The organism is Candidatus Phyllobacterium onerii (genome assembly GCF_028331445.1).
In the GTDB taxonomy this organism is placed as follows: domain Bacteria; phylum Pseudomonadota; class Alphaproteobacteria; order Rhizobiales; family Rhizobiaceae; genus Phyllobacterium; species Phyllobacterium onerii.
The window spans coordinates 584,201-608,463 of record NZ_JAQMHX010000001.1; the positions used below are offsets into that span (position 1 = coordinate 584,201).

Below are 24,263 nucleotides of genomic sequence, written 5' to 3' on the forward strand. Positions count from 1 at the left end.
TCGCCAGAGAGGGGATTTGCTTCATTGAACTATCCCCTCACTTGGATTTTCCAAGGATTTAGCAAAGAGGCTAAATCCAGGTAAATCCTTTCTCTCCCACAAGGGGAGAGATAATCGGCATCGACTGCATCGCCCGAATTGAGAGAAACCTCATGCGCCTGACATCTGAATTCTGGGTTGCCGCACTGGTCAGGCGCGTGAACGGCTCCGGTGCATTCGCTGCCTTGAGCAATAAAGGCGCGGCGGAAGCGGGCGCGATCTTCATCAAGTTTCGCAATGCTGACGGTTCATATGATCTGTTCGGACCCGCACCGCAGATGGTCTATGATGAAACCAAGCCCGATGAGCGGTTGTTCACACCATTGAAGACCGGCGTGGCCGAAATGGAAATCAATGACGATCTGGAAAAGCAGAAGCGTTGGGATCGGGATTTGTGGATCGTCGAGATCGAGGATTATCGCGGGGACAGGGGCGAGCTGTTTCCAGTCGCGAAAGACTAGGAAACCTTGCGGGCGCCGTTCTCGAAGTCCGCGGCCATCTCGCGCAGTTTCTGCCGTAGTTTCTGCGAGTTTTCCTTGGCCTTCCAGCGCTCGACGGTTCCCTCTGCTTTTTCCTGATCGATCTGGCGATAGGATTGCACGAAGAGGCGCAGCGAATGCAGATCCTTGTGGACGAGGCCGAACAGCCCGGTGAGGACGAGATGCGCGGCCTCGGCAGAAAGCCCGAGCGATGCCAGCGCGATCGTCAGTTCTGCGTTCAGGCCATGGCCGATGATGCGTTTTGTGCTGTCGGTATCGAGGTCAAGCGCCTTGGCTAATTCCTGTTCGAAGAAGGTGGTCTGGTCGAGAAGAGCCGCATCGACAAGATGTTCGGCCAAAGCCTGATCGCTGGAGAAGCCGGCATCGCTGTCCCGCATCAGCGCCTTCAAAGCCTCACGCGTTTCGCGCAGGCGCGGCGATTCCTGGGTCGAGAGGGTATCTGGCATGCCGCTTTCCCTGCCATGGCCGAAATTCAATTGAGGCGTCAAAGCGCGTTCAATGGCAGGGTCGTTGAACCCATGCAGCACGCGCAGAAGTTCGGGATCGGTGATCTCGCGCCGCGCGATCGCCCGTGCATGGCCAAGGCCCTTATGTGCGACGATGTCGATCAGGTCGGACGTATTCAGAACCGGCGAGCGCAACAGAAGCGGCGCAGATATATCCACCTCGTCCTCCGCAAGCGCGATGACAAGCCGTTTCGGTGCATGGGAAAATTCCGACAGGGCGGCGGCCGCATGGCGCCGCACCCGCTGCGAGGCGAGGGCGAGGAGCGGAACCGCGAGGTCCTCGAGCTGCTGCGCATCGCTCTTTGCCGGTCTTGCGACGCAGCAGAAGGCAGTAATCGACGCGGTGAGGAGATCGTCAGCCTTGCTGCCGCTACTGCGGTCTTCAAGCGCCCGAAACTCAGGATACTTCACGAACACAACTCCACGAGACGCAGTACGAGGTTAAACAATGGCTAAAATTAGCCGTGAAGCGTTAGCAACCCGTTAACCATCGGTGGGCTAATGAAAATTATGGCGCAAATCGTGCGCGCGTAGGCATTGGCGTATCAAGGAGATCAACGACTAGAACGGATGGGCGATATGGGGTTGGTCATCACATTTCCAGGCAGCGCAAACAAGCGGCGCACCATTGCAGACAACGAACGGCAGACAACTGCCGAAATCACGATTTTTCCCGGCGTGCGCTACGAGCGTTATGCACCGGAAGCGCCAAAGCGCGCTAAACCAAAACCACCGCGCAGATATTTCGACAGGATGCCGCAGCCGGGCTGAATTGCTGCCTGTTATTCAAGCAATTCCACCTTTGCTTATTAAATCACCTTTTTTATCGCGCTTGCGTGCTTGACACGAATGGCTGCCACGTATCCTATTGCAGATTATTACGCGCGCTAAGTTTATTCTTACACCATTTCAACAGAGAGATTTTCAATGTCATCAATTACCGGCACCGCCGAGAGTATCGGCTTACCTTCAGCTCATCCAAAGCGTCTAGCCCTTGCCAGCATGGTTGGTACGACGCTCGAATACTACGATTTCACCATCTACAACACGATGGCGGCGCTGGTCTTCAGCCAGCTGTTCTTCCCGAGCGTCGACCCCATGGTTGGCACGATGCTGGCATTTTCCACCTACGCGATCGGCTATCTATCGCGCCCGCTCGGCGGCCTGTTTTTTGGCCGCCTCGGCGACAAGATCGGCCGCCGTGCAGTGTTGGTAATAACACTGATCATCATGGGGCTAACGACTGCGACCATCGGCCTCCTGCCGACCTATGGATCCGCCGGAATACTGGCGCCGCTGCTGCTGATAACGTTGCGCTTCGTGCAGGGTGTTGCTCTCGGCGGCGAATGGGCGGGCGCGGTCTTGCTGGCTGTCGAGCATGGACGGCAGGACCAGCGGGGGCTCAATGCCTCGTGGACACAGATGGGACCCGCCCTGGGCACCCTTCTTGGGACCGGCCTGATCTATGGCTTTACGTCACTCATGGATAACGAAACTTTCCTCGCATGGGGCTGGCGCATCCCTTTTCTTCTCAGCCTTGCCTTGGTCACGTTTGGGTTGTGGGTTCGCAGCGGCGTTGAAGAATCGCCGATGTTCAAGCAGCTCGAAGAGGCGCATACCAAGGCCGAAGCGCCGATCAAGGAGGTCGTCACCAATCATTGGCACCGTCTTTTGCTAGCCGGCGGTTCGCGCATCGGCGGCGACGTGCTCTACGGTTTGATCGTTGTCTTCACGCTGACCTACGTGACAACCGTGCTGCAACTGCCAAAGTCCACGGCGTTGATGGCGCTGCTTATCGGAACCGGCTTCAACGCGCTGGCCGTTCCGCTCTTTGCCAGCCTATCGGATCGACTGGGCCGGCGACCGGTGCTCGCGCTTGGCGTTGTGAGTGCAATAGTCTGGGCTTTCCTTATGTTCGCGCTCCTCGACACGACGCAGACCCTGGCGATCGTGCTCGCCTCCGTCGGTGGCTTGATCGTGCATGCGTGTCTTTACGGTCCGCAGGCGTCATTCATCATCGAGCAATTCCCGACCCGTATCCGCTTCACCGGCGCATCGCTCGCTTATACTTTTGCCGGGATTATTGGCGGTGGATTCGCTCCCTTGATCATGGCGGCGCTGTTCAAAAGCTATTCGAGCTCCTACGCCATCTCAATCTACGTGGCGGGTGCGGCTTGCGTGACGGGATTGGTGCTGTTGCTTGCGCGCGAAACAGCGCACAAGCCTCTGGAGGAGTAGCATTCCCGCGAGACGACGCAGCGATTGGATCCGATCGCTGCGTTGTTTATAGCAACGGCGTACAGCTGGCGCTCTTCAGGAAGGAACCGACTTCTTCTTTCCAGGACTCATCCGGCACGAAACTGCGGATGACAACATAGCCTTCGTCCATGTCGGCCTCGATAAGCACGGAATTTTCAGCCGCTGCGGGCTTAGTCTTGTTGATTTCAATCATCTGCAGCGGCGTCGCGATGACCAAATCGAGCTGGTCGGCGATCGCGGTGCGATCGTTGATCGAGTAGATGTTTTCGCCTTGTCGGTTGTAGACGGAGATTGACCAATAAGGTGTCGTGCCGACGCCGGTGATGTGAGCGGGGAGATCCTCGATATCGAAACGGCAGGCTGCTGCCTGAAACAGTGGATCGAAGGCTAGCGGCACGGTTCCCGGTGCCCGGTCCCGAGTCACGCTATGGAATTGCCAGTCATCGCCATAGGCGGAAATGCGCGACCAGGCGTTGCGATCGGAATAGAAGGGGACGAGCAGGACAACCGCGATGTGAACGATGCCGGCTCCGATGAGACCAAAGAGCAGGGCGCGAAAAAGCTTACCCATCGCAGCTGATCCTCGTGACCGCCGGAAATGTCATGTCGACGAGACCCGAATTGCTGCCGACAGGCGTATCATAGAGCGTCATCACGAGCACCATCCGTCCCGCGCCCATTGTGGCCAGCCAGTTTCCCGGTTGAGCCTTGGGCGAAACGAGCACGACGAACCGGCCATTCTCCTGGCGGAATATTTGCCGCGAATGCAGCGCAGGCAGGCGGTCCTTACCCGGGTCAAGTGCGATGAGCGAGCGGTCGGCTGCGTAGAGCGTCCAGAAACGCGAATTGGGGCTATTGCCTTCGATTTTGTAAGAGCAGCGCCGGTCGAGTGCCTGGCCCTGATTATCGTCATAGGCATAGAAGGCGAGGCCCTCGGCCGACCCCAGCGGAAAGGCCCCTTCGCGGGCCGCCCGCGCCTTGGCATAAGGGTCGGAGAGGGGGGTGCCGGCTTCCGGATGCCCGGTCCATTGACCAACGGTGAGCGCGCCAAAGCCATCGAAACGGTTGACCGCATACCATGCGCTCAGCGTGCCGCCGCCGACGGCAATCACAAGCGCAATGAGGGCGAGGAGAACATTTCGAAGCATGGATTAGAGCATCGGACGGTAAATAGGACGCAGTTCTGTTTCGCGGATGGCGAGACAACCCACGCGGAAGGGGGCGAGGCCGATGTCTTTCCATCGGACGAAGCTATCTGACAAAGTGGGTGTCCGCCAGCCGGAAACCCGAAGGGCCGGGTGAATTTGACCCAAATCCATCGGGCTCCGGCTTCGTCCGATGGAAAGGCATCGGCCTCGCCAAATCCCTCGACCTTGAACCAAATTCCCTCCGGCAGAACGCGTCATATTTACCGTCCGATGCTCTAAGAAGTACACGCGAGTGTTGGTGCATGCAATCAAAGTGCGGAGACTTTCGAGGGCAAGATCGGCAGTTTGAGCTGCGGTGCGGCTTTCAACGCCTGACCGATTTCACGGATGGCCGTCGCCGTGGCGCCTGAAAGAACCCGTGGCCGCTCTTCCGCCTTCAGCGCGTCGTCGTCAACGGCCTCTTCAGTTTTGGCCGCCGCCACCTTGTCCTGCTTCGGCATGGTTGGGTCGATGCCCGGGATCGCTTTGAGATCGATGTTCTGATGCGCATAGTTCATGAAGCGCTGCCAGGTCATTGCCGGAAGGATGCCGCCGGTCAACTCCTTGGTCGGCGTGAAATTGTCATTGCCGAACCAGACAGCGGCCGTGTAGTTGCCGGTAAAGCCAACAAACCATGCATCGCGATAGCTTTGCGTGGTGCCGGTCTTGCCCGCCGCGCGCGTCATCGGCAAAGCGGCGCGCCGGCCAGTACCCCATTCCGGCACCTGCGACAGCATGATGTTCATGTTGTCTGCGGCCGTTTGCGAAAGCACCCGATGCGGTTTGACACCATCTTTCTTCCAATCCCAAAGGACATCGCCATTCTGGCTCAAGATCTGCGTGAAGGGATGACGCATGCCGGCGATGCCACCAGTCGCGAAGACGTTATAACCGGTTGCCTGATCCATGACGGTCATGCCGGACGTGCCCAGCACCATGGTCTTGTGCGAGCTGATCGGCGACTCAACGCCAAAGGCCTTGGTCAAGGCTACGATAGGCGCGGTCGTCAGGTAATCCTTGGCGAGCCGCACAGGGACTGTATTGATGGATTTGACCAGTGCTGTTGTGAGGTCAATTTTTCCCAGATACTGGCGCGAGTAATTCTGCGGCGACCAGTTGCCCCATGAAACCGCGCCACCGGAGACCAGCGTCTTCGGTGTCATGCCCTTTTCCATAGCAGCAGCATAGACATAAGGCTTGAACGACGAGCCCGCCTGCCGCAGGGCAGCTGTGGCACGGTTGAACTGGCTTTCGCCATAGTCGCGGCCGCCGACGATAGCCCTGACCGCGCCGTTGTTTTCAAGAACGACGATGGCAGCCTGGGTGACGTGATATTCCTTGCCGAACTGGCGAAGGTGGTATTCCGCGGATTCCTCGGCTGCCTTCTGGATTCCCGTATCAAGCGTTGTGCGGACGACGAGCGTATGGGTCGGCATTTTCTGCGCAACCTTCTTGACCTCGTCGAAAGCCCAATCGAGGAAATAATCCGGGCTCTCCGAGCGGCCGCGATCAACCACGGTTGCCGGGTTGCGGCGTGCGCCTACAACCTGGCCTTCGGTCATCAATCCGCCTTGGACGAGATTGCTGAGCACCACGTTGGCGCGGGCACGGGCAGCCGGCAGGTTGACATGCGGCGCATATTTCGCCGGCGCCTTGAACAGCCCGGCCAGCATTGCCGCCTCCGCCAGATTGACGTCCTTGACGCTCTTGCCGAAATAGAATTCGGAAGCTGCCGCGATGCCGAACGTTCCGCCGCCCATATAGGCGCGGTCGAGATATGTCTGCAGGATTTCCTTCTTGCTGAGGTTCGACTCCAGCCATAAGGCAAGGAAGGCTTCCTTGATCTTGCGGTCAAGGCTCCGCTCGTTGTTGAGGAACAGGTTTTTCGCCAGCTGCTGGGTAATGGTCGAGCCGCCCTGGACAACGGAATTGGCGCGCAGGTTTTCAGTCATGGCGCGCGACAGTCCGAGGAAATCAATGCCGAAATGGTCGAAGAAGCGGCGGTCTTCCGTTGCAAGGACGGCCTTGATGACGTGATCCGGCAATTCGTCAATGGGTACCGCGCTACGGTGGAGAATACCACGCTGGCCGATCTCGTTGCCATAGCGGTCGAGGAACGTCACGGCGAAATCATCGCGTGTACGCCAGTTCTTTTCGGTTTCATGAAAGGCCGGTATGGCCAGCGTCAGCATGAGCACGGAACCGACTGTACCCCAGGTGAATGCTTCGCCCAGAACTTCGAATATAGCGCGACGCCAGCCCGTAACATGGAAGCGGCGGAAGAAGATGGTGGTGTCTTCCCAGAACTCTGCAAGGCGAAAGCGCGTTTCGTAAAGAGTCGAATCGATCCAGGCATCAAGCCCAAGCAGCGGCGAGACCTTGAATCGCTTGCGTTTCTTGTCCGGCCCTGGCGCGTCCATCAAACTTCTTGCCTGCCCTGTGCTAAGCCATGCTTACCCCTGAAGGCACATGGTTTAACGGATATCACTTAACAGCTTCTTGAGGCGGCTGTTTAGGCTTTAATATGGTCATTTCATCCCGCAAAAAGAATACCGCCTTTGTGATTAATGTCACAAGGGCAAGCGCCCCCGATATGGAGATTTGACCGGGACTGTTGCCAAAAAGTTTCCACTTGCAATTGCGCCTGTCCGGTGGATTGGTGTCATTTTTCCAAGTGGGAGCATAGGCATGTCCATTGAGCATTGGCTGGCATTCGTTGCAGCATCGGCAATTCTTCTCGCTATTCCGGGTCCGACGATCCTTCTCGTCATCTCCTATGCGCTTGGCCATGGCCGGCGTTTTGCGGCGGCGACGGTTGCGGGTGTTGCGCTCGGTGATTTCACTGCGATGACGGCCTCCATGCTTGGACTTGGCGCCTTGCTCGCGGCATCGGCAGCGATCTTCACCGTGCTGAAATGGGTTGGTGCCGCCTACCTTATCTATCTTGGCATCAAGCTCTGGCGTGCGCCGATCGCCAATCCCGAAACCGGCGAAACGCCGGAAAAGAACGAGAAGGCCCACCGCATCTTCCTTCACGCCTACGTGGTGACTGCCCTCAATCCCAAGAGCATTATTTTCTTCGTGGCTTTCCTGCCACAGTTCCTCGATACGACCCGCCCGATATTCACGCAAATGGTGATCTTCGAAACGACCTTCCTCGTTCTCGCGACCTTGAATGCCGCAACCTACGCCGTGATGGCATCGATGGCGCGCCAGACCATCCGCAAGCCCAGGGTCCAGCGTATCGTCAACCGTACAGGTGGATCGCTGATGATCGGGGCAGGGCTGTTGGCTCTCGGCTGGAAAAAGGCAGCAGCGTGATATTCACGCCAGGACGGGCCTGCAAATGGCGCTTTTCTGCGATCCGGTGCTCACGTACCTTAAAGTACGCTGCGCTCCGGTTCTCGAAAATCACCATTTTCGGCGCGTCTTGACCTGAATCTCAACACAGCCAAGCGGAAGTAAGAAAAAGATCCAGACTAGGAAAATAATCCTTGACTGCGTAACGGTTGTCCTGTAGGTTTTAGTCATCGTCGGAAATGTGAGTCCAATACCTCGCCGGTGGATTAGCCGGGCGAGTGGATTCGTTTCGAACTCCTTCCAAGGACAATCCATGATAGTCAATTTTGCCGCCGCCATGCGCCGGCGAAGCGCATTTGCGCTATGTCGCGAATATGGCATATCCGCCGTCGAGATCGTGCCGCTGCTCGGACTGACAGAACGCCAGTTCCTGCGAGCGCTCAAACGCGACGGTCTGTCGTATAGCGATATGCAACAGGGTAACCGGCAGTTGCGTCTTGCCCAGCGGATCATGGATCTGCTGCGCAAGGAACTGGATACGCTTTCCTCGCTGGATGAGGGATCGTCTGGCAAGGTGAGGCTCGATGCCCTGGCGCTTCTTGCCCGCACCATTGAACGCGTGAGCGATCTACAAGAGCGCTTTGCAACAACAAGAGCGCAAACCGCGGGTAGCCTGAGTGCCGATGAGCTTCGCGCCGTCCTGAAACGCATTGATGAAAGGATCGATGAACTTGCTGACAGCCGCGCAAGAGAACTGGTCCAGGAAGAACTTCAACGAAAGGGAATCCTTGGCGCTCGAACGGGAGTGGATTTGCCAGGGAAGGACAGCGCAACAACCGCCGAGTCGTGACTGGCAGACATGGCTGATCCTCGGCGGCAGAGGTTCAGGCAAGACGCGCATAGGCGCGGAATGGGTCAACGGCGTCGCACAAAACTACCGGCCGTTCGCTACGCGTGGTTCATGCAACATCGCGCTGGTCGGCGAGACATTGGCGGATGTGCGCGAAGTCATGATCGACGGGCCGTCGGGTATCATGAAGGTTTCCCGCGCAGAGAGACCACGCTACGAGATGACACGGCGGCGTCTCGTTTGGTCAAACGGCGCCACGGCGTCGATGTTTTCATCGGAAGACCCGGACAGCCTGCGCGGCCCGCAATTTGACGCCGCCTGGTGCGACGAGTTGTGCAAATGGAAACATGTGCAGGAGACCTGGGACATGTTGCAATTCGGCCTGCGCCTCGGGTTGAGCCCGCGGCAGGTGGTGACGACGACGCCAAGGCCGCTGCCATTGCTCAAGAATATGCTCGCCAATCCGGCAATTCGCGTGCGCCGCATGAAAATGCAGGAGAACGCCGCCAATCTTGCGCCGGGCTATGTCAAGCACGTGAATGGCCTTTATGGCGGCACGCGGCTCGGGCGGCAGGAACTCGACGGCGAGTTGATCGAGGAAAGCCCGGACGCACTGTGGTCCCGGCTGATGATGGAGAACGTGTTCTCGTCAGACGTGCCGGAGCTGAAGCGCATCGTCGTTGCGATCGATCCTCCGGCCAGCGCAACGAAGAAATCCGACGCTTGCGGGATCGTGGCGGCCGGCCTCGATGAGAACGGCATGGCCTGGGTGCTCGCTGACGAGAGTTTCGCACCGGCCAAGCCGCACGAATGGGCAAGACGGGCGATTGCGCTGTTTCACAGGCTGGAGGCCGATTTGATCATTGCCGAAGTCAATCAGGGCGGCGATATGGTAGCGGCGGTGATCGCAGCGGAGGACGACAGCGTTCCCGTGCGTTCCGTGCGGGCCAATCGCGGCAAGGCGCTGCGCGCCGAGCCGATCGCGGCACTCTACGAACAGGGCAGGGTGCGCCATGCGGCGCGGTTTCCCCTGCTGGAGGATGAAATGTGCGACTTCGCGCATAATGGCTTATCGAACGGCCGCTCTCCGGATCGTGTGGACGCGCTGGTCTGGGCCCTCAGCGATCTCCTGCGCCGCCGCGATGGCAGCCCGAGGATACGCGTGGTGAGGTGACATTCACGCTATGCCGGTCTGCGTCAAATTCCTGTTTCTGTTCATTGAAACGCCTTGACGCTTGGAAATGAGATGGAAAATGTTATATTGCCCTTGGAGTGGGGAACGAGCTTTCGCCCGTCCCCCTTTTCCTCACTTTATGAATTGGACCCGGAACTCGAGATGGTAGCTCGTCCGGGTCTTTTTCATAATGAGGGTGATGCGAAACGGTAAAAACCGCATTGCTGCACCTCCAGGTTCGAGGGCAAGGCCCTGCCCAGGGTCGGGAGGCCAATCTTCCCGATGCAGCGGCTACCTCGATGCTTCTGCTTCTGCTTCTGCTTCCGCCCTCGAAACTCGTATCTCGACCACATTCATGGAATTGCTGCGCACGGCAACGAACGTAGGGTTGAAACTTCGTCGCGCACGATGCGTGGGCGGTTGTCCGCAAGACTGACACTTTTCACACAACAGAAAGAATTCCCTCATGGCACTCAACTGGCCGTGGCGCCGACGCGCTGCGAATGAGAACCCGTATCTGCAGCAGAAGTCGGCGCAGGGCTTTGTCGCCTTGCAATTCGACCGCGAGGCGCGCTGGTCAACGAGCGGTTATGTCGGGCTTTCGCGGCAAGGTTTCATGCGCAATCCCGTTGCCTATCGCTGCGTCCGTCATCTGGCGGAAGCGGCTGGCGCGACACCCTGGCTGCTCTATGAGGGCAAGACCGAGCACAGCGAGCATCCGCTGCTCGATCTTCTGACCAACCCGCACCGCGGCACCGACGGGGCAAGCTTCCTCGAGGCGCTATATGGCCATCTGCTGCTCTCCGGCAACGCCTATGTGGAGCGAGTGCAGAGCGGCGGCGGGGCGAGTGAGCTGCATCTCTTGCGACCCGATCGCGTTCGTATCATTGCCGATGACAATGGCTGGCCGATTGCGCTGAACTACGGTGTCGGCGCGCAGAAACGCACGATCCCGCTCGATGAGGGGCGCGGGCTGCACCTGAAGCTCTTCCATCCGCTCGATGATCATTACGGCTTCGCGCCGCTCGAAGCCGCGCTTATGGCGCTGGATATCCACAACGCTTCCGGCTCGTGGAACAAGGCGCTGCTCGACAATTCGGCTCGGCCCTCGGGAGCGCTCGTCTATGCGCCGGGGGAGACCAGTCACCTGACCGAAGATCAGTTCGAGCGGTTGAAGGGCGAGCTGGAAGAAGGCTATACGGGGGCGGCAAAGGCTGGTCGTCCATTACTGCTGGAAGGCGGGCTCGACTGGAAATCCATGGGACTGTCGCCGCTCGACATGGACTTCATCGCCGCCAAGAACACTGCAAGCCGCGATATCGCGCTGGCCTTCGGCATTCCGCCGATGCTGCTCGGCATTTCCGGCGACAACACCTACGCCAACTACGCCGAGGCCAACCGCGCCTTTTATCGCCTGACGGTGATCCCGATGGTGACACGCACAGCCAAAGCTTTCGCTGCCTGGCTCGGCCCTGTCTTCGGCAATGAGCTGCGGATCGAGCCCGATCTCGACCGCGTCGACGGGCTTAGCCAAGAGCGCGATGCGCTGTGGCAGCGGATCGGCGCTGCGCCGTTCCTCAGCGATGAGGAAAAGCGAGAAGCAGTGGGCTACGCCCCAAAAAATCAGGGAGAATAAGATGACACACTGGTCCGATGCCGCCTGGATACTGGCGGCAAAGGCGGCGGGCGCTATTGCAGGCTCCGCCGTCTCCCTCGCCTACATGCTGCCGCGCGACAAGAGCGAAGCGGCCATCCGCTTCATCGTCGGCATTGTCTGCGGCCTCGCTTTCGGCGGCGTAGCCGGGATCAAGATCGCTGCCGAACTCGACATTGGCGGTGAGCTCGGGAAAACCGAATTGATGCTGATGGGCGCGACGGCGGCAAGCCTGGCCGCCTGGACAGCGCTTGGCATTTTCGCCCGCATCGCCGCGCGCATCGGTGAACCGAAACCTCCGCAAATCGACAAAAATCCCTCCGACGAGAGGGATATCGCCAATGTTCGTTGAACCGGGAACAAACAGGCGATTTCTGCCGCGCCTCGAGAAGAAGTACACGGGATTGACCGTAGAGGCCGTGGCGGAAGATGGCAGTTTTTCCGGCTATGCCAGCCTGTTCGGCGAGGTCGATCTCGGCAAGGATGCGATCGAGGCCGGGGCGTTCCTGAAGTCGATTCAGACACGTGGCGCCGCCGGCATCCGCATGCTGTGGCAGCACGATCCGAACCAGCCCATCGGCACATGGACGGAGGTTCGCGAGGACAAGCGCGGGCTCTATGTCGAGGGCAAGCTGGCGAAAGGTGTCGCCAAGGCTTCCGAAGTGCTGGAGCTGATGCGCTCCGGCGCCATAGATGGGCTTTCCATCGGCTTCAAGACGATCAAGGCCAAGGCGGATGGTGGCGGCATCCGCCATATCCACGAGGCGGACCTTTGGGAAATCTCCGTGGTGACCTTCCCGATGCTGCCATCCGCAAGGGTGGGGCAGGTGAAGAGCCTGCCCGCCGACGCCATGCCGGACAAGGACTATTCCAACCAGCACAGGCTTTTATGGAACATCAAGGCCAATGAAGTTCTGATCGAGGCGCTGAAACGTTCGCCGCAGAGCGATTACAACTGCCGCTGGCTGGCGCGCTTGAAAGAAGAAAACGCGGAGCTGAAAAGCCACTCGACGCTCTATGAGCCGTTCCAGATCTGGTACCGCAAGTACAATCCCGACCAGCCGCGTGTTTCGGCGGGAAACGCCGATGGCGGGCAATGGACGGAGGGCGGGGGAGGCGTCGGTGGGCGTGTTGGCGGTGGCGAGAGCGGCAAGCCGCTCCCGCAGGAGGCGTTCGATCGAAGATGGGGCAGCGATAACCGAAATGATCGGCTTGCAAGCAACAGAGGTGGCAGTTCAGAAAGCCGACCAAAACAAGGCAAAACTACAAGGCCTACAACCCGCCAAGTGGCAAACTCTTTAAGACGCTCAACTCAACTGACGGGATTGTTATACCCCGACGCGAAAAAAATTTGTATTGAAAAATGCATTAGTACATTGCCCACCCGCACATTGGATGGGGCACCATTTCACAGATGCCTTGCTGAGTGTATGTCAATATTCGGATATTGAGGAGAAAATACGTGGTGAACCCAATTAGCCGGGAAGATGCTGATGCAATCGCTAAGATCATACTCCTGCATGCCAAAGATTTTAATGGGTTTTTGATTGATAGGCAGGCTGATCGAAATGCTGAGGCACTCGATACTTTACGAAATTTGGTAGGTAAGCTTATGGCTGCTCAATATTTCGAAGTGCTCGAGGTGGTAGCTCGGCAATATCCAGATATCATGGACCGACTTGATGATCTGCAAGGTGAGTGACCCTGTCATAATGCAAGGGTGATAACCCTTTGGACTTTGAAGACTATATGTAGCGATCGACACGCCAGGTGGCGACACGGTTACGTTCAAGCTGAGCCCTGGCGATAACGGCTCGTTTGAACTGGACCAAGGCACGATAAACGGCGAGCCGATGGATACGGATGTGCTCGAAGGAGCTGTCGCCACAATGCACGCCAGCGGTATGGGCAATGTGGTGCTGAGCGAGGAAGGGGGGCAACGGAAATCTAAAACACCCAATGAAGGCCCGCCAAGTTCAACACATATCAATCCTGGAAGTGGACAAGTTAGGGGATACGGACCTGATGGAAAACCGCTAAAGGATATTGACTATGATCACGATCATGGGCAGGGCACTCCGCATGTCCACGATTGGGATCGCGATAGTGAGGGACGACCCATTCGAAGACCCGGACGCCCATTTGATCCAAACAAAGATGGCGAGCAAGGACTATGAAATGAACATCAATTTAGATGCGATGCATGATAAAGAAATAACAAAAATTAGTTACAATCGAACTTCGTCATCCTTAAATATAGAGGTAAATGACGAGTTTGGAAATGTGACATATGTTGAACTCGTAGGGTGTGCAATATTTAGAGTTAACGATTTTATTCATCAGAATGTGATATCGCGAGTGATAGAGTTTGGACATAATGTTAGTAAAGAATACTTGAAAGACAGGGTTACATGGGCAACAGAAGTGGGGGGTGCGTCTTCATACTTTGATTCAGAAAAAATTGATAATACTATTGATGAAATTTTATCGGAGAATTTGAAGTTGGTATATTTTGAGCCAAGCTTTGGTGCTGAAATTGTTGCAACTTGCAAGGATATTATTGTTCGCAATTAATATTTGACGACTTCGGAGCAAAGGAACATTTACATGCCAAGAATAATTGCATTGTACGAAAAAGAGGGAGACGATTTTATAAACCATATTGAATTTTTGCATGATGATTTTGACTTTTTTCGTTCAATTCTAGAATATAGGGACGACGATCCTGTACTATATCAGGTATATCAAATTGATGCCGAGCGGAACCGTAAGATTTTCGAACGATTTGGCGTTATGGTTGATATAGATAAGTATGATTGCTTTGTAGATTATTACGAATAGTATTTTTTGAATTCTAAAGGGATGCGTTTTCCGGCTATGCCAGCCTGTTCGGCGAGGTCGATCTCGGCAAGGACGCTATTGAGGCGGGAGCCTTTCTGAAGTCGATCCAGACACGTGGTGCCGCCGGCATTCGCATGCTGTGGCAGCACGACCCGAACCAGCCCATTGGCACGTGGACGGAGGTTCGCGAGGACAAGCGCGGGCTCTATGTCGAGGGCAAGCTCGCCAAGGGTGTCACCAAGGCTTCCGAAGTGCTGGAGCTGATGCGTTCCGGCGCCATCGATGGGCTTTCCATCGGGTTCAAGACGATCAAGGCCAAGGCGGATACGGGTGGTATCAGGCACATCCACGAGGCGGACCTTTGGGAAATCTCGGTGGTGACCTTTCCGATGCTGCCATCCGCAAGGGTGGGGCAGGTGAAGAGCCTGCCCGCCGACGCCATGCCGGACAAGGACTATTCCAACCAGCACAGGCTGCTGTGGAACATCAAGGCCAACGAGGTCTTGATCGCCGCGCTGAAGCGGTCGCCGCAGAGCGAATACAACTGCCGGTGGCTGGCGCGCTTGCGGGAAGAAAACGCGGAGCTGAAAAGCCACTCGACGCTCTATGAGCCGTTCCAGATCTGGTACCGCAAGTACAATCCCGACCAGCCGCGTGTTTCAGCGGGAAACCCCGATGGCGGGCAATGGACGGATGGAGGTGGGGGAGGTGAAGGTGTTGTCGGCCCGATTAAAAATCTGTCGAGCGGTCAAAGGAGCCGTTCTACGATTCAGAGCGGCCAATCGGATAGAGTTGGAGGAAAAATTGACGAAAACTCATCTTATCGGAGTGGCAAACGCAGGTATCAGATTGCAGGTACCGTTCTTCGTGTTTGTGTAGCGGAAGGCATTTCCCGCTCGCAAGATAGTTATGGCAACAAAAGGTTTAAGATCACCTATGGATGTGCTAATGGGCAGACTATTGTAAAGGAGGGAAGTGGGGATGGGCGAGGGTTCATCAAGGATCCATATTTCTATTTTTAAATCTATGAAATTTGCTGTTGTTTCAGTTTTGTTTTTCATTTCGAGCGGAGATATTTCCATGAGTTCCGAATTAGTCAAAGGACCACTTCCGGATGGATACCAAAGACCAGGTGTGGTCAGCGTTTCACCAGCCGCTTTGAAACAGGCGGAGGATTTCCTTGAGGCTGTCCGGCAATTGCGTCCTGATGAGGAATGGATAGCCGTCTTTGAATGGTATACGGCGCAGAGTTATATAAACAAAGGCGAGACGATCGAACACGACCTCGGCCCTGGTCTTGGTTTGGGTGCTGCTGAAAGACGCGAATTGCCGGAGGAGGCCATTCAGAGTCATGGGGATAGCAAATTTGCTGTACAGATTCCGGCAGAGATTTTGGAGAAATCGGTAGAGCGCTTGATTGATCTAGACGAAAACGCGCAATTGATACTGCGTAACTGATGAGCCAAGATGGCCGGCAGTGGACGGCGATGGGAGCGGGCCCCAATCCATGAAAATACCGCCCGAATTTCCCGAAATGTGCGTTTGGTTTAACCCATCTATCTTGGCGGCGTTCCCAGAGGTCAAGGACGAGTTCGCCTTTGCTCTATCACAGGTTACAGCTCAGCAACGACAGGTTATCAAGCAGTTTCTGTCGGATGTGCTTGAAAACGTGCATGACTCTAAAGAGTTGAACGTAATATGGCGGGCGGCAAATTCAAATTGTCGCTTCGATAGCGATGAGGACTTGCGGGTCTTTCTAGCGGAGATTGTCCGACGCATTGACTAGTCCAACCCTTGCAAGTCGTCGGAGAGAATCCATGAAAATACCGCCAGAATTTCCCGAGTTGTGCGTCTGGTTCGATCCTCAGATACTAGCCGTATCGCCTGAGGTTGAGGATGAGTTCGATTTTGCGCTCAAACATGTCACACCTCAGCAACAACAGGTGATCAAACATTTTATCCTTGATGTCCTTAAAAACGTGCACGACTCCAAGGAACTAAACAGAATATGGCAAGGAGCCAACTCCAACACCCGCTTCGATAGCGACGACGGTATACGCATGTATCTGGAAGAAATCGTCCGGCGCATAGACTAATCGGAGGGCGCAACGCCCCAAGCAGCCCATCGGCACGTGGACGGAGGTTCGCGAGGACAAGCGCGGGCTCTATGTCGAGGGCAAGCTGGCCAAGGGTGTCGCCAAGGCTTCCGAAGTGCTGGAGCTGATGCGCTCCGGCGCCATCGATGGCCTTTCCATCGGCTTCAAGACGATCAAGGCCAAGGCGGATGGTGTCGGCATCCGCCATATCCACGAGGCGGACCTTTGGGAAATCTCCGTGGTGACCTTCCCGATGCTGCCATCCGCAAGGGTGGGGCAGGTGAAGAGCCTGCCCGCCGACGCCATGCCGGACAAGGACTATTCCAACCAGCACAGGCTTTTATGGAACATCAAGGCCAATAAGTTCTGATCGAGGCGCTGAAACGTTCGCCGCAGAGCGATTACAACTGCCGCTGGCTGGCGCGCTTGAAAGAAGAAAACGCGGAGCTGAAAAGCCACTCGACGCTCTATGAGCCGTTCCAGATCTGGTACCGCAAGTACAATCCCGACCAGCCGCGTGTTTCGGCGGGAAACGCCGATGGCGGGCAATGGACGGAGGGCGGGGGAGGCGGCGCGAGTGGCAAGCCGCTCTCGCAGGAGGCGTTCGATCAAAGATGGGGCGGGGGTAAGGAAAAACCCGCCGGCACTGTGTCATCGACGGCAAATACGGCGAAAACACCCGCGCAAGCTGCCGTGAGCGCAGCGGCACCTGCGCGCGACTATACGCTCCAGAAGCTCGGCAAGCAGGCTGCGGCTACCACTGCACGGGGCGCCGTGCGAAGTGCCCTGGGCACGGCCGGATTCTATTTCGCCATGACGAACCCGGCTGGCGGGGCAGCAGTCAACCAGACATTCAACGCCCCCGACGGGTCGTCGGTGCGTGTCACCGGTCACAGTGACAGCTTTTCAAGAGATGTCGCGATCGACACGCCGGGTGGCGACACGGTTACGTTCAAGTTGAGTCCTGGCGATAACGGCTCGCTTGAACTGGACCAGGGCACGATCAACGGCGAGCCGATGGATACGGCCACGCTCGAAGACACCGCCGCCACGATGCACGCCGGCGGCATGAATAATGTGGTGCTGAGCGAGGGGCCGAAAAACCCTGATCATAAATATTATCCCAAACCTAAATCGGCTGGTGAGATTACCGGTATTCCGGGGTTGAAGAAGGCAAAGAGACGGGGGCGTAGAGAGCGATGGACCGACGAGAGTGGCAACATTTTTGAGTGGGACTACGAGAACGGAGCGCTTGAAAAGTATAACAACAAGGGCAAGCATCTTGGCGAATATGATCCCAAAACTGGCAAGAAAACCAAACCTGCCAAGCCAGGACGGAAAACGGAAAAATATATCAGAATCAGGGAATTAAACCAGCGCTCTAACTATGGTATGGAAGAATTGTATCATGAGTTTGAAATAAAGGCATTGAAAAGCGAGGCAGATTAAGATGTTGCGGACGAACTAGCACCCTAGTGAACCATGGTGTTGGTCGTAAACGCACCGCTACAATTATGCATTTTGGAGTAGTGTCGGCAAGCAAGATGGACGGAGATGTGTATGCCAAGAACGATTGAAATATATGAAAAAGAAGGGGATGATTTTATCAATCAGATTGAATTTCTGCATGATGATCTGGATTTTTTTCGCTCAATTTTTGACTATCCACAAGATGACCCGTTAATGTACTTCGGTTATAAGATAGAAAAAGATCATAATATAAAGATATTTGAGAAATTTGGTATAATGGTTGATATCGATAAATATGATTGTTTTGTAGATTATTATGAATAACATTAAGTGATTATAAATTGATATAAACTTGAGAGAGTAAATATATTGCAAAACGAGGCTATCGCGTAAAAACGGCAATGCCATGCAACGACGAGCCATCGGAGTCCAAGCAATGAAGGTACCATCAGAATTTCCAGAGTTGTGCCAATGGTTCAATCCTTTCATTCTCGAAGCTTATCCAGAGGTTGAAGATCGGTTTTCCTTCGCGCTCTCTCACGTTAACGACCAGCAGAAGCAGGTAATCAAAGAGTTTGCTCTTGATGTGCTTGAAAACGTGCATGACTCCGATGAGCTGAATAGCATTTGGCGTGCCGCCCACGCGAATATCGTTTTCAGTCACGATGATGGCATACGGGCCTTTCTGGCGGAGATTGTCCGACGCATTGACTAGTCCAACACTTGCAAGTCGTCGGAGATGATCCATGAAAATACCGCCAGAATTTCCAGAATTGTGTGTGTGGTTCGATCCTCAGATACTCGCCGTATCGCCTGAGGTTGAGGATGAGTTCGACTTTGCGCTCAAACATGTCACGCCTCAGCAACAACAAATGATCAAACATTTTATCCTCGATGTGCTCGAAAACGTGCACGACTCCAAGGAACTAAACAGAATATGGCAAGGAGCCAACTCCAACACCCGCTTCGATAGCGACGACGGTATACGCATGTATCTGGAAGAAATCGTTCGGCGCATAGACTAATCGGAAGGCGCACCGCCCGAACCAGCCTATCGGCACATGGACGGAGGTTCGCAGCGCGGGCTCTATGTCGAGGGCAAGCTGGCAAAGGGTGTCGTCAAGGCAGCTGAAGTGCTGAAGCTGATGCGCTCCGGCGCCATCGATGGCCTTTCCATCGGCTTCAAGTTGCAACTTGTAAGGGCATTATTGTTGGAAATTAATATTAGACGAATCGCAACATAGATTACGGTGCGCGCCACACTGCTCAGCCCGCCGCCCCAAGTAATCCGCCGCATCAAAAATCTGGCACTACACCCATCCTGAAAGCAGGATTTTTCCCCATAACAACCTTGAAACTTCGTCCGGACTGCCGGCGCGGGGCGGCGAGGCTGTGCGCATTTTCAACACTGCATTTTAACAACCAAAAGGAAGAATAATGAGTAAAGCCAAGCAAGTGCTCGAAACCAAGACTGCGAGCAGCCCTGAGAGTTTTGAAGAATTTTCCCGCACATTTTACGAATACAAGGCCACGAACGACATTCGCCTCGGCGATATCGAGAAAGGCAAGAGCGTCGATGTTCTGACGACCGATAAAATGCAGCGCCTGGACACCGAAGTGGATGCGCGAAAGCGCGCCATGGATCACCTGGAATTGAAACAGGCGCGTCCGGCGCTGGATGGCGGTGTTCGCCAGGTTTCTTCGCCCGAACACAAGAACGCCTTCGAAACCTATGTGCCGCGCGGCGATGAAAGCGCTCTGCGCGTCATCGAAACCAAGGCGCATACGATTGGCTCGGCAAGCGATGGCGGCTATCTGGTGCCGGAGGAACTGGAGACCCAGATTGGCGCGCGTCTGGCGCAGATCTCGCCAATCCGAGGTATTGCTTCCGTGCGGCAGGTGTCGGGTTCGGTGCTGAAGAAGCCGTACTCAATCAAAGGCCCGTCAGTTGGCTGGGTTAGTGAAACCGATATCCGCCCGCAAACGGAAGGCTCCAAGTTGGCGGAGCTGCAGTTCCCCACCATGGAACTCTACGCCATGCCGGCGGCGACATCCTCGCTGCTCGACGATAGCGCCGTCGACGTGGAGCAGTGGATCTCGACGGAAGTGGAGACAGCCTTTGCCGAACAGGAAGGCAAGGCCTTCATCAGCGGCGATGGTATCAACAAGCCGCGCGGCTTCCTGACCTATGATGTTGTGGCTGAAAGCGCCTGGGCTTGGGGCAAGCTCGGCTCGCTTTCCACGGGCGTTCCCGGCAAGTTTCCCACTGCCGATGCTTCCGACATCCTGCTCGATACGATCTATGCGCTGAAGGCCGGATATCGTCAGAACGCCAATTGGGTGATGAACCGCAAGACGCAGGCCGAAATCCGCAAGCTGAAGGACAGAGACGGCAATTATCTCTGGACGCCGCCCGCAACGCCCGGCGCCCAGGCTTCGCTGCTCGGCTTCGGGCTTGTCGAGGCTGAGGACATGCCGGATATCGCCGACAAGGCGACGCCGATTGCCTTTGGCGATTTCGCAAGGGGCTATCTGGTGGTGGATCGCACTGGCGTGCGCGTGCTGCGCGATCCTTACTCCGCCAAGCCTTACGTGCTGTTCTACACGACCAAACGTATCGGCGGCGGCGTGCAGGATTTTGATGCGATCAAGCTGCTGAAGTTCGCGGCCTGATCCTCAACCCATTCAGGCCAGGACGGCCTGCAAATGGCGTTTTTCTGCGGTCCGGTGCTCACGTACCAATATGTACGCTGCGCTCCGGTCCTCGAAAACCACTATTTTTCGTCTCGCCCTGGCCAGAATGGCACACGCCGAATCTTCCTAAGACCTTCGTCGAATTGCTCATTTCACCCGATCCAGTAGTTTCCGGAGCGCACATTCATGTCGGCGCCATACAATTCGCATCAGCTCAGAATACTCTGGAATATCAAGGCCAACGAAGTTTTGATCGGGGCTTTGAGGCGTAGTCCGCCACGGGAACATAACCTCCTTTGGCTGGCTAGCTTGGCCCAAGAGAACAGTGAACTGAAAAGCCGCTCATTACTCTACGAGCCTTTCCAGATCTGGGTCAGAAAATACAATCCAGACCAACCGCGTGTACCCGCCGGCAATTCCGATGGCGGGCAATGGACCGACGAGGGCGGGAGCGGCGGAGTGACAGGTGGTGCGCAGCTCGCCTCCGGCCACGGGCGGTTTGGCGGTGCGGTGGCGGTTGGACGCAAACCAGAGACTGGCCCGAAGGCACCTGATGGTACCGCGGGCCAGCTCGTGGGGCGTGCCGGTGGCCGCGTGCCAGCGGATCAAGGCAATTCATCCCAACCGGCCACGAAATTCACGGGAGAGACAAGGAAGTTTATCACCCGACATGCCGCGACGGCGCAACGTGTTGCCGACAAGCTCGGTGGTTCGCGCAATGCCGTGATAGGTGCGGTGGCCAACGAGTATGACACGCGTCACAACCCGGATCTTGCTGCTGACGTACGGGGCGCTCTTCAAGGGACAGGTGACTGGTGGGTGTCGGGTAATACCCATCAACAGCTACTCGATTACTACAATGCCATCAAAGTGCGCGAACCAGATTGGTGGCAGAAACCACTCAATGCTGCTTCAATGGATGTAGGTCCGGGGAATATTAGAGTGGAAACGGCAATTGACCTCCTGAGGGAATATGATGCCGAGCATATTGCAAGGGGTGACGACCCGTTGCATCTGGCCAAGTATGTTGACCATTACGACACGCTGCTCAAGGACCTGAGCGATTTCGACAAGACAGACACGACTTTTGCATTTGCTGCTTTGAAAGTCAGGAATGCAGATAGGTTCTTCTTCGACAAGGACAGCACTGCCTGGAACAGAATATCCGACGATGTGAAGGATGCTCTGCGGGTCACGTATTATAAGATGGGTGAGAAAACGCTGTCGAGGAACATTGACCAGAGAATTGCCAGGTCCAGACGCAAGAAGGAGCAATTTGATTTTGATCCGCATGGCGATGGCGGCCAGCAGCATCTGAACAACCTTGAGGTAATCTTGAGAGCTATCATGGAAGGACTGGGCACTGACCGATCAAAACACTGATTGGCGTGCAAGAAACCTACGAATTTTCTGAATAACTCCACTCAGCGAGTCCATTCAAGAATAATAAGCCGAATAGTGTTGTGACTGACCAGCCATACAATGTTAGCCGAAAAAGAAGGTCGTTCCGTGTAGAAAAAAATAAAATCGCGGACAATGGTATTGAAATCGCATACAGAGGAAACGAGAACAATACTACAAATACATGAAGAGAAATATGAAACTTGTCTGAGTAAATAAATTGCAGAAGTAGCAAAATAAGATGTGGAATGGCAGAAATCAAAAGCGTAGCAAAAAGAATAACTATTGTATAAACAGTTATGCTATATGAATTATGTAGATTTTTCTCAACGAGATAAACGAAAACAAAAGATGAGATCGCAATAAATATGTGCTGGTGTCCTGTCAAAATATAAAATGGTAATATTGTATAATATTCGTACCAATATCCCACTTTGGAGAATTGTATGATGAAAAAATAACATGCCAATGCCAACGAATAGAATATGAGCATAGCAAACATGATATGTATGCCAAGCATTACATCTTTTTTATCGCGATCTTTCTTGGAAAGAGCGGTTTCTGTGCCAGTGTTCATTTTCCCACCAGATGGTCCATAATTCGGTGTTTTTGATACTTGGATGACGCATGCCGGACAGACCCTACACGTATCTCGTGCCGCAATCTCTTAGTCGATAGTTCTAGTGCGCGTATAGCAACGCTTTGATCCCATTGCGCTCACGGTTTTGGTGTGAACAGCCTTGAAATGCGACGTCCTGCAGTTGCGGTTACGGCCGCTCCATGGCGGCATTCCCTTTTTGAATAAGGTTCCAAACATGACCATGACACTGATCAAGCCGCCGGCTCTTGAGCCGGTGACGCTGGCGGAGGTGCGCCAATTCTTACGCCTCGACGGTGATAGCGAAGATGCCTTGCTGACTGGTCTTATCAAGGCTGCGCGGGAAACGCTCGAGGTGCAGACCGGCCTTGCACTGATCAACCAGACCTGGCGGTTCTATGCCGATAGCTGGCCGAAAAGCGGTGTCGTCCGGATCGCGAAATATCCGGTGCATTCCGTCGTCGCTGTGACAGCTTACATCGACGACGGAATGCCGGTTTCGATTGCCGGGCACGACCTCCATCTCAGTGGCTACGCGAGGCCGGCGCGACTCTATCTTGCGGCACGCAGCCGGCCGGCACAGCCGCTCAGCGGGCTGGAAATAGATTTCATTGCGGGTTTCGGCGAAACCGGAAACGAGGTTCCCGACGCCTTGCGCCATGCAATTTTGACGCTGGTTGCGCATTGGTACGAGTTTCGGGGTGTCTATGGTGCTGCGCAACAGCCTGTCTCCTATCCGTCGGCTTTTGAACGGGCAATCGGGCTCTGGCGCAAGGTATCGCTCTGATGCCGGCGCTCTTCATCGATCCGGGCAGTCTGTCGCGCGAGCTTTTGCTTGAGAAATCCGTAATCACTGCCGACGACACGGGCGAACTCGTGGAAAACTGGGTCGAGATCGCCACCGTCTGGGCGCAGATCGAACCGATGGAGTCCGGCCTGCGCATCCTCGGCGAGCAAGGCCTGCCCGAGGTCACGCATCGCATCACACTGCGGATGCGAAGTGACATCGCCAGCACCATGCGCCTGCGCAAGGGGCTCCGCATTTTTCAAATCCTGACACTGCACGATCCCGACGATAGCGGGCGCTATCTGGTCTGCCGCGTGCGCGAGGAGAGCCGATGAAGATCACGATGCAGATGACCGTCGCCGACCTGATCCAGACTTTGCGCTGGCAGGCGATCGAGCTGGCGGAAGATGCGACTGCCAGATCTGAAAAAGATCCAGCTGCGAATTCGAAGCGTAACCGCAAGGCTACGAACGAGGCCAAGCCATGACGAGTGCCGGGCTGGAATTGCAAAAGGCACTTCTCGCGCTTTTGAAGGCAGATGGCACGCTAGAAAAACTGATCGAGGGCCGGGTCTATGACCGCGTGCCGGAGAAGGCGGAGTATCCTTATGTGACGCTCGGCTCATCCAATATCTACGACTGGAGCACAGGCACCGAACGGGGCAGCGAACATCTGTTTACGCTTAACATCTGGAACCGGGCGAGTGGCCGAAAATCGGTATTCACGATCATGAACATCATCGAGCGGTTGTTAGACAAATCGGTACTCACGCTTGTTGGGCACCGGGTGGTCAACCTAGGGTTGCAGTATTCCCAGGCGCGTGCCGAGGACAACCGCGATGGCTATCTCGGTGTCCTGCGCTACCGGGCGGTGACGGAAGAACTCCCCGCCTGAACTCAAAATCAAT

General features: G+C 55.6%; 28 protein-coding genes and 4 pseudogenes. 27 read left to right on the top strand and 5 right to left on the bottom strand.

The genetic code is table 11. The annotated features are described in order from the left end of the window. Positions 1 to 152 precede the first annotated feature (152 nt). Positions 153 to 500 (top strand): DUF1491 family protein, encoded by a 348-nt coding sequence (locus PHA01_RS02800; RefSeq protein WP_271893196.1) that lies wholly within the window; start codon positions 153 to 155, stop codon positions 498 to 500. On the opposite strand, the gene PHA01_RS02805 is transcribed toward PHA01_RS02800, so the two are convergent. Continuing rightward, complete coding sequence (locus PHA01_RS02805; RefSeq protein WP_271893197.1) at positions 497 to 1,456, bottom strand: DUF2336 domain-containing protein; 960 nt, start codon at positions 1,454 to 1,456, stop codon at positions 497 to 499. The genes PHA01_RS02800 and PHA01_RS02805 overlap by 4 nt on opposite strands. Before the next feature lie 168 nt (positions 1,457 to 1,624). Here PHA01_RS02805 and PHA01_RS02810 point away from each other — a divergent pair, with 168 nt between their 5' ends. Further along, positions 1,625 to 1,816: a hypothetical protein gene (locus tag PHA01_RS02810; protein ID WP_271893199.1), complete on the top strand. Its 192-nt coding sequence runs from the start codon at positions 1,625 to 1,627 to the stop codon at positions 1,814 to 1,816. Positions 1,817 to 1,972: 156 nt separating this feature from the next. Beyond that, the gene (locus PHA01_RS02815; RefSeq protein WP_271893201.1) at positions 1,973 to 3,283 is read left to right on the top strand and encodes an MFS transporter; all 1,311 of its coding nucleotides are present in this window, start codon (positions 1,973 to 1,975) and stop codon (positions 3,281 to 3,283) included. 46 nt (positions 3,284 to 3,329) lie between these two features. Here the strand turns inward: PHA01_RS02815 and PHA01_RS02820 are convergent, their stop codons facing one another. The 3 genes from PHA01_RS02820 to PHA01_RS02830 form a co-directional block, all read right to left on the bottom strand. Further along, the gene (locus PHA01_RS02820; protein ID WP_271893202.1) at positions 3,330 to 3,875 is read right to left on the bottom strand and encodes a DUF1254 domain-containing protein; all 546 of its coding nucleotides are present in this window, start codon (positions 3,873 to 3,875) and stop codon (positions 3,330 to 3,332) included. Beyond that, complete coding sequence (locus PHA01_RS02825) at positions 3,868 to 4,452, bottom strand: DUF1214 domain-containing protein (protein ID WP_271893204.1); 585 nt, start codon at positions 4,450 to 4,452, stop codon at positions 3,868 to 3,870. The genes PHA01_RS02820 and PHA01_RS02825 overlap by 8 nt, the downstream gene beginning before the upstream one ends. Positions 4,453 to 4,760: 308 nt before the next feature. Beyond that, positions 4,761 to 6,911, bottom strand: coding sequence for a transglycosylase domain-containing protein (locus PHA01_RS02830; RefSeq protein ID WP_271893207.1), 2,151 nt, complete (start codon positions 6,909 to 6,911; stop codon positions 4,761 to 4,763). A gap of 268 nt (positions 6,912 to 7,179) precedes the next feature. Here PHA01_RS02830 and PHA01_RS02835 point away from each other — a divergent pair, with 268 nt between their 5' ends. The 16 genes and pseudogenes from PHA01_RS02835 (at position 7,180) to PHA01_RS02905 (ending at position 18,200) form a co-directional block, all read left to right on the top strand. Beyond that, complete coding sequence (locus PHA01_RS02835; RefSeq protein ID WP_271893209.1) at positions 7,180 to 7,812, top strand: LysE family translocator; 633 nt, start codon at positions 7,180 to 7,182, stop codon at positions 7,810 to 7,812. A 292-nt stretch (positions 7,813 to 8,104) separates the two neighbouring features. Further along, on the top strand, positions 8,105 to 8,641 hold the full coding sequence (locus tag PHA01_RS02840; RefSeq protein ID WP_271893210.1) for a hypothetical protein: 537 nt from the start codon (positions 8,105 to 8,107) through the stop codon (positions 8,639 to 8,641). Beyond that, complete coding sequence (locus PHA01_RS02845; protein WP_465248732.1) at positions 8,523 to 9,815, top strand: DNA-packaging protein; 1,293 nt, start codon at positions 8,523 to 8,525, stop codon at positions 9,813 to 9,815. The genes PHA01_RS02840 and PHA01_RS02845 overlap by 119 nt, the downstream gene beginning before the upstream one ends. Before the next feature lie 466 nt (positions 9,816 to 10,281). Next, entirely contained in the window at positions 10,282 to 11,451 is a 1,170-nt protein-coding gene (locus PHA01_RS02850) for a phage portal protein (RefSeq protein ID WP_271893211.1), read from the top strand. Between the two features lies 1 nt (position 11,452). Then, the gene (locus tag PHA01_RS02855; protein WP_114432087.1) at positions 11,453 to 11,821 is read left to right on the top strand and encodes a DUF6107 family protein; all 369 of its coding nucleotides are present in this window, start codon (positions 11,453 to 11,455) and stop codon (positions 11,819 to 11,821) included. Continuing rightward, positions 11,811 to 12,305: pseudogene (locus PHA01_RS02860) on the top strand (HK97 family phage prohead protease); the annotation flags it as partial. The gene PHA01_RS02855 and the pseudogene PHA01_RS02860, both read left to right, overlap by 11 nt. 626 nt (positions 12,306 to 12,931) lie before the next feature. Next, positions 12,932 to 13,171 (top strand): hypothetical protein, encoded by a 240-nt coding sequence (locus tag PHA01_RS02865; protein WP_106715840.1) that lies wholly within the window; start codon positions 12,932 to 12,934, stop codon positions 13,169 to 13,171. A gap of 476 nt (positions 13,172 to 13,647) precedes the next feature. Beyond that, positions 13,648 to 14,043, top strand: coding sequence for a hypothetical protein (locus PHA01_RS02870; RefSeq protein WP_271893215.1), 396 nt, complete (start codon positions 13,648 to 13,650; stop codon positions 14,041 to 14,043). A gap of 33 nt (positions 14,044 to 14,076) precedes the next feature. Then, the gene (locus PHA01_RS29580; RefSeq protein ID WP_465248731.1) at positions 14,077 to 14,310 is read left to right on the top strand and encodes a DUF7683 domain-containing protein; all 234 of its coding nucleotides are present in this window, start codon (positions 14,077 to 14,079) and stop codon (positions 14,308 to 14,310) included. A gap of 23 nt (positions 14,311 to 14,333) precedes the next feature. Beyond that, positions 14,334 to 14,735: pseudogene (locus tag PHA01_RS02875) on the top strand (HK97 family phage prohead protease); the annotation flags it as partial. 556 nt (positions 14,736 to 15,291) lie between these two features. Then, on the top strand, positions 15,292 to 15,768 hold the full coding sequence (locus PHA01_RS02880) for a hypothetical protein (RefSeq protein ID WP_224505533.1): 477 nt from the start codon (positions 15,292 to 15,294) through the stop codon (positions 15,766 to 15,768). A gap of 49 nt (positions 15,769 to 15,817) precedes the next feature. After that, positions 15,818 to 16,096 (top strand): hypothetical protein, encoded by a 279-nt coding sequence (locus PHA01_RS02885; protein WP_271893216.1) that lies wholly within the window; start codon positions 15,818 to 15,820, stop codon positions 16,094 to 16,096. A 31-nt stretch (positions 16,097 to 16,127) separates the two neighbouring features. Further along, positions 16,128 to 16,406, top strand: a complete 279-nt coding sequence (locus PHA01_RS02890) for a hypothetical protein (RefSeq protein ID WP_271893217.1) — start codon at positions 16,128 to 16,130, stop codon at positions 16,404 to 16,406. A gap of 22 nt (positions 16,407 to 16,428) precedes the next feature. Next, a pseudogene (locus tag PHA01_RS02895) lies at positions 16,429 to 16,695 on the top strand (HK97 family phage prohead protease); the annotation flags it as partial. 137 nt (positions 16,696 to 16,832) lie between these two features. Next, positions 16,833 to 17,855 (top strand): colicin E3/pyocin S6 family cytotoxin, encoded by a 1,023-nt coding sequence (locus PHA01_RS02900; protein ID WP_271893218.1) that lies wholly within the window; start codon positions 16,833 to 16,835, stop codon positions 17,853 to 17,855. Positions 17,856 to 17,966: 111 nt separating this feature from the next. Continuing rightward, positions 17,967 to 18,200 carry a DUF7683 domain-containing protein gene (locus PHA01_RS02905; RefSeq protein WP_271893221.1) on the top strand — a complete coding sequence of 78 codons (234 nt, stop codon included), beginning with the start codon at positions 17,967 to 17,969 and terminating at the stop codon, positions 18,198 to 18,200. A gap of 124 nt (positions 18,201 to 18,324) precedes the next feature. Here PHA01_RS02905 and PHA01_RS02910 read toward each other — a convergent pair whose 3' ends face one another. Further along, positions 18,325 to 18,624 carry a hypothetical protein gene (locus PHA01_RS02910; RefSeq protein WP_271893222.1) on the bottom strand — a complete coding sequence of 100 codons (300 nt, stop codon included), beginning with the start codon at positions 18,622 to 18,624 and terminating at the stop codon, positions 18,325 to 18,327. Here PHA01_RS02910 and PHA01_RS02915 point away from each other — a divergent pair. From PHA01_RS02915 to PHA01_RS02950, 8 genes and pseudogenes are all read left to right on the top strand, one after another. Beyond that, positions 18,623 to 18,901 carry a hypothetical protein gene (locus tag PHA01_RS02915; protein WP_271893224.1) on the top strand — a complete coding sequence of 93 codons (279 nt, stop codon included), beginning with the start codon at positions 18,623 to 18,625 and terminating at the stop codon, positions 18,899 to 18,901. The two genes, PHA01_RS02910 and PHA01_RS02915, sit on opposite strands and share 2 nt — an antisense overlap. A 10-nt stretch (positions 18,902 to 18,911) precedes the next feature. Then, a pseudogene (locus PHA01_RS02920) lies at positions 18,912 to 19,063 on the top strand (HK97 family phage prohead protease); the annotation flags it as partial. Positions 19,064 to 19,313: 250 nt separating this feature from the next. Next, positions 19,314 to 20,549, top strand: coding sequence for a phage major capsid protein (locus tag PHA01_RS02925; protein ID WP_271893225.1), 1,236 nt, complete (start codon positions 19,314 to 19,316; stop codon positions 20,547 to 20,549). Between the two features lie 330 nt (positions 20,550 to 20,879). Then, positions 20,880 to 21,953 carry a hypothetical protein gene (locus tag PHA01_RS02930; protein WP_271893227.1) on the top strand — a complete coding sequence of 358 codons (1,074 nt, stop codon included), beginning with the start codon at positions 20,880 to 20,882 and terminating at the stop codon, positions 21,951 to 21,953. A gap of 833 nt (positions 21,954 to 22,786) precedes the next feature. Beyond that, a complete protein-coding gene (locus PHA01_RS02935; protein ID WP_271893229.1) occupies positions 22,787 to 23,356 on the top strand; it encodes a head-tail connector protein in 570 nt (189 codons plus the stop codon). Continuing rightward, on the top strand, positions 23,356 to 23,691 hold the full coding sequence (locus PHA01_RS02940; protein WP_271893230.1) for a phage head closure protein: 336 nt from the start codon (positions 23,356 to 23,358) through the stop codon (positions 23,689 to 23,691). Before PHA01_RS02935 ends, PHA01_RS02940 begins: the two co-directional genes overlap by 1 nt. After that, complete coding sequence (locus tag PHA01_RS02945) at positions 23,688 to 23,843, top strand: hypothetical protein (RefSeq protein WP_271893231.1); 156 nt, start codon at positions 23,688 to 23,690, stop codon at positions 23,841 to 23,843. Before PHA01_RS02940 ends, PHA01_RS02945 begins: the two co-directional genes overlap by 4 nt. Then, the gene (locus tag PHA01_RS02950; protein WP_271893233.1) at positions 23,840 to 24,250 is read left to right on the top strand and encodes a DUF3168 domain-containing protein; all 411 of its coding nucleotides are present in this window, start codon (positions 23,840 to 23,842) and stop codon (positions 24,248 to 24,250) included. The genes PHA01_RS02945 and PHA01_RS02950 overlap by 4 nt, the downstream gene beginning before the upstream one ends. Positions 24,251 to 24,263 lie beyond the last annotated feature (13 nt).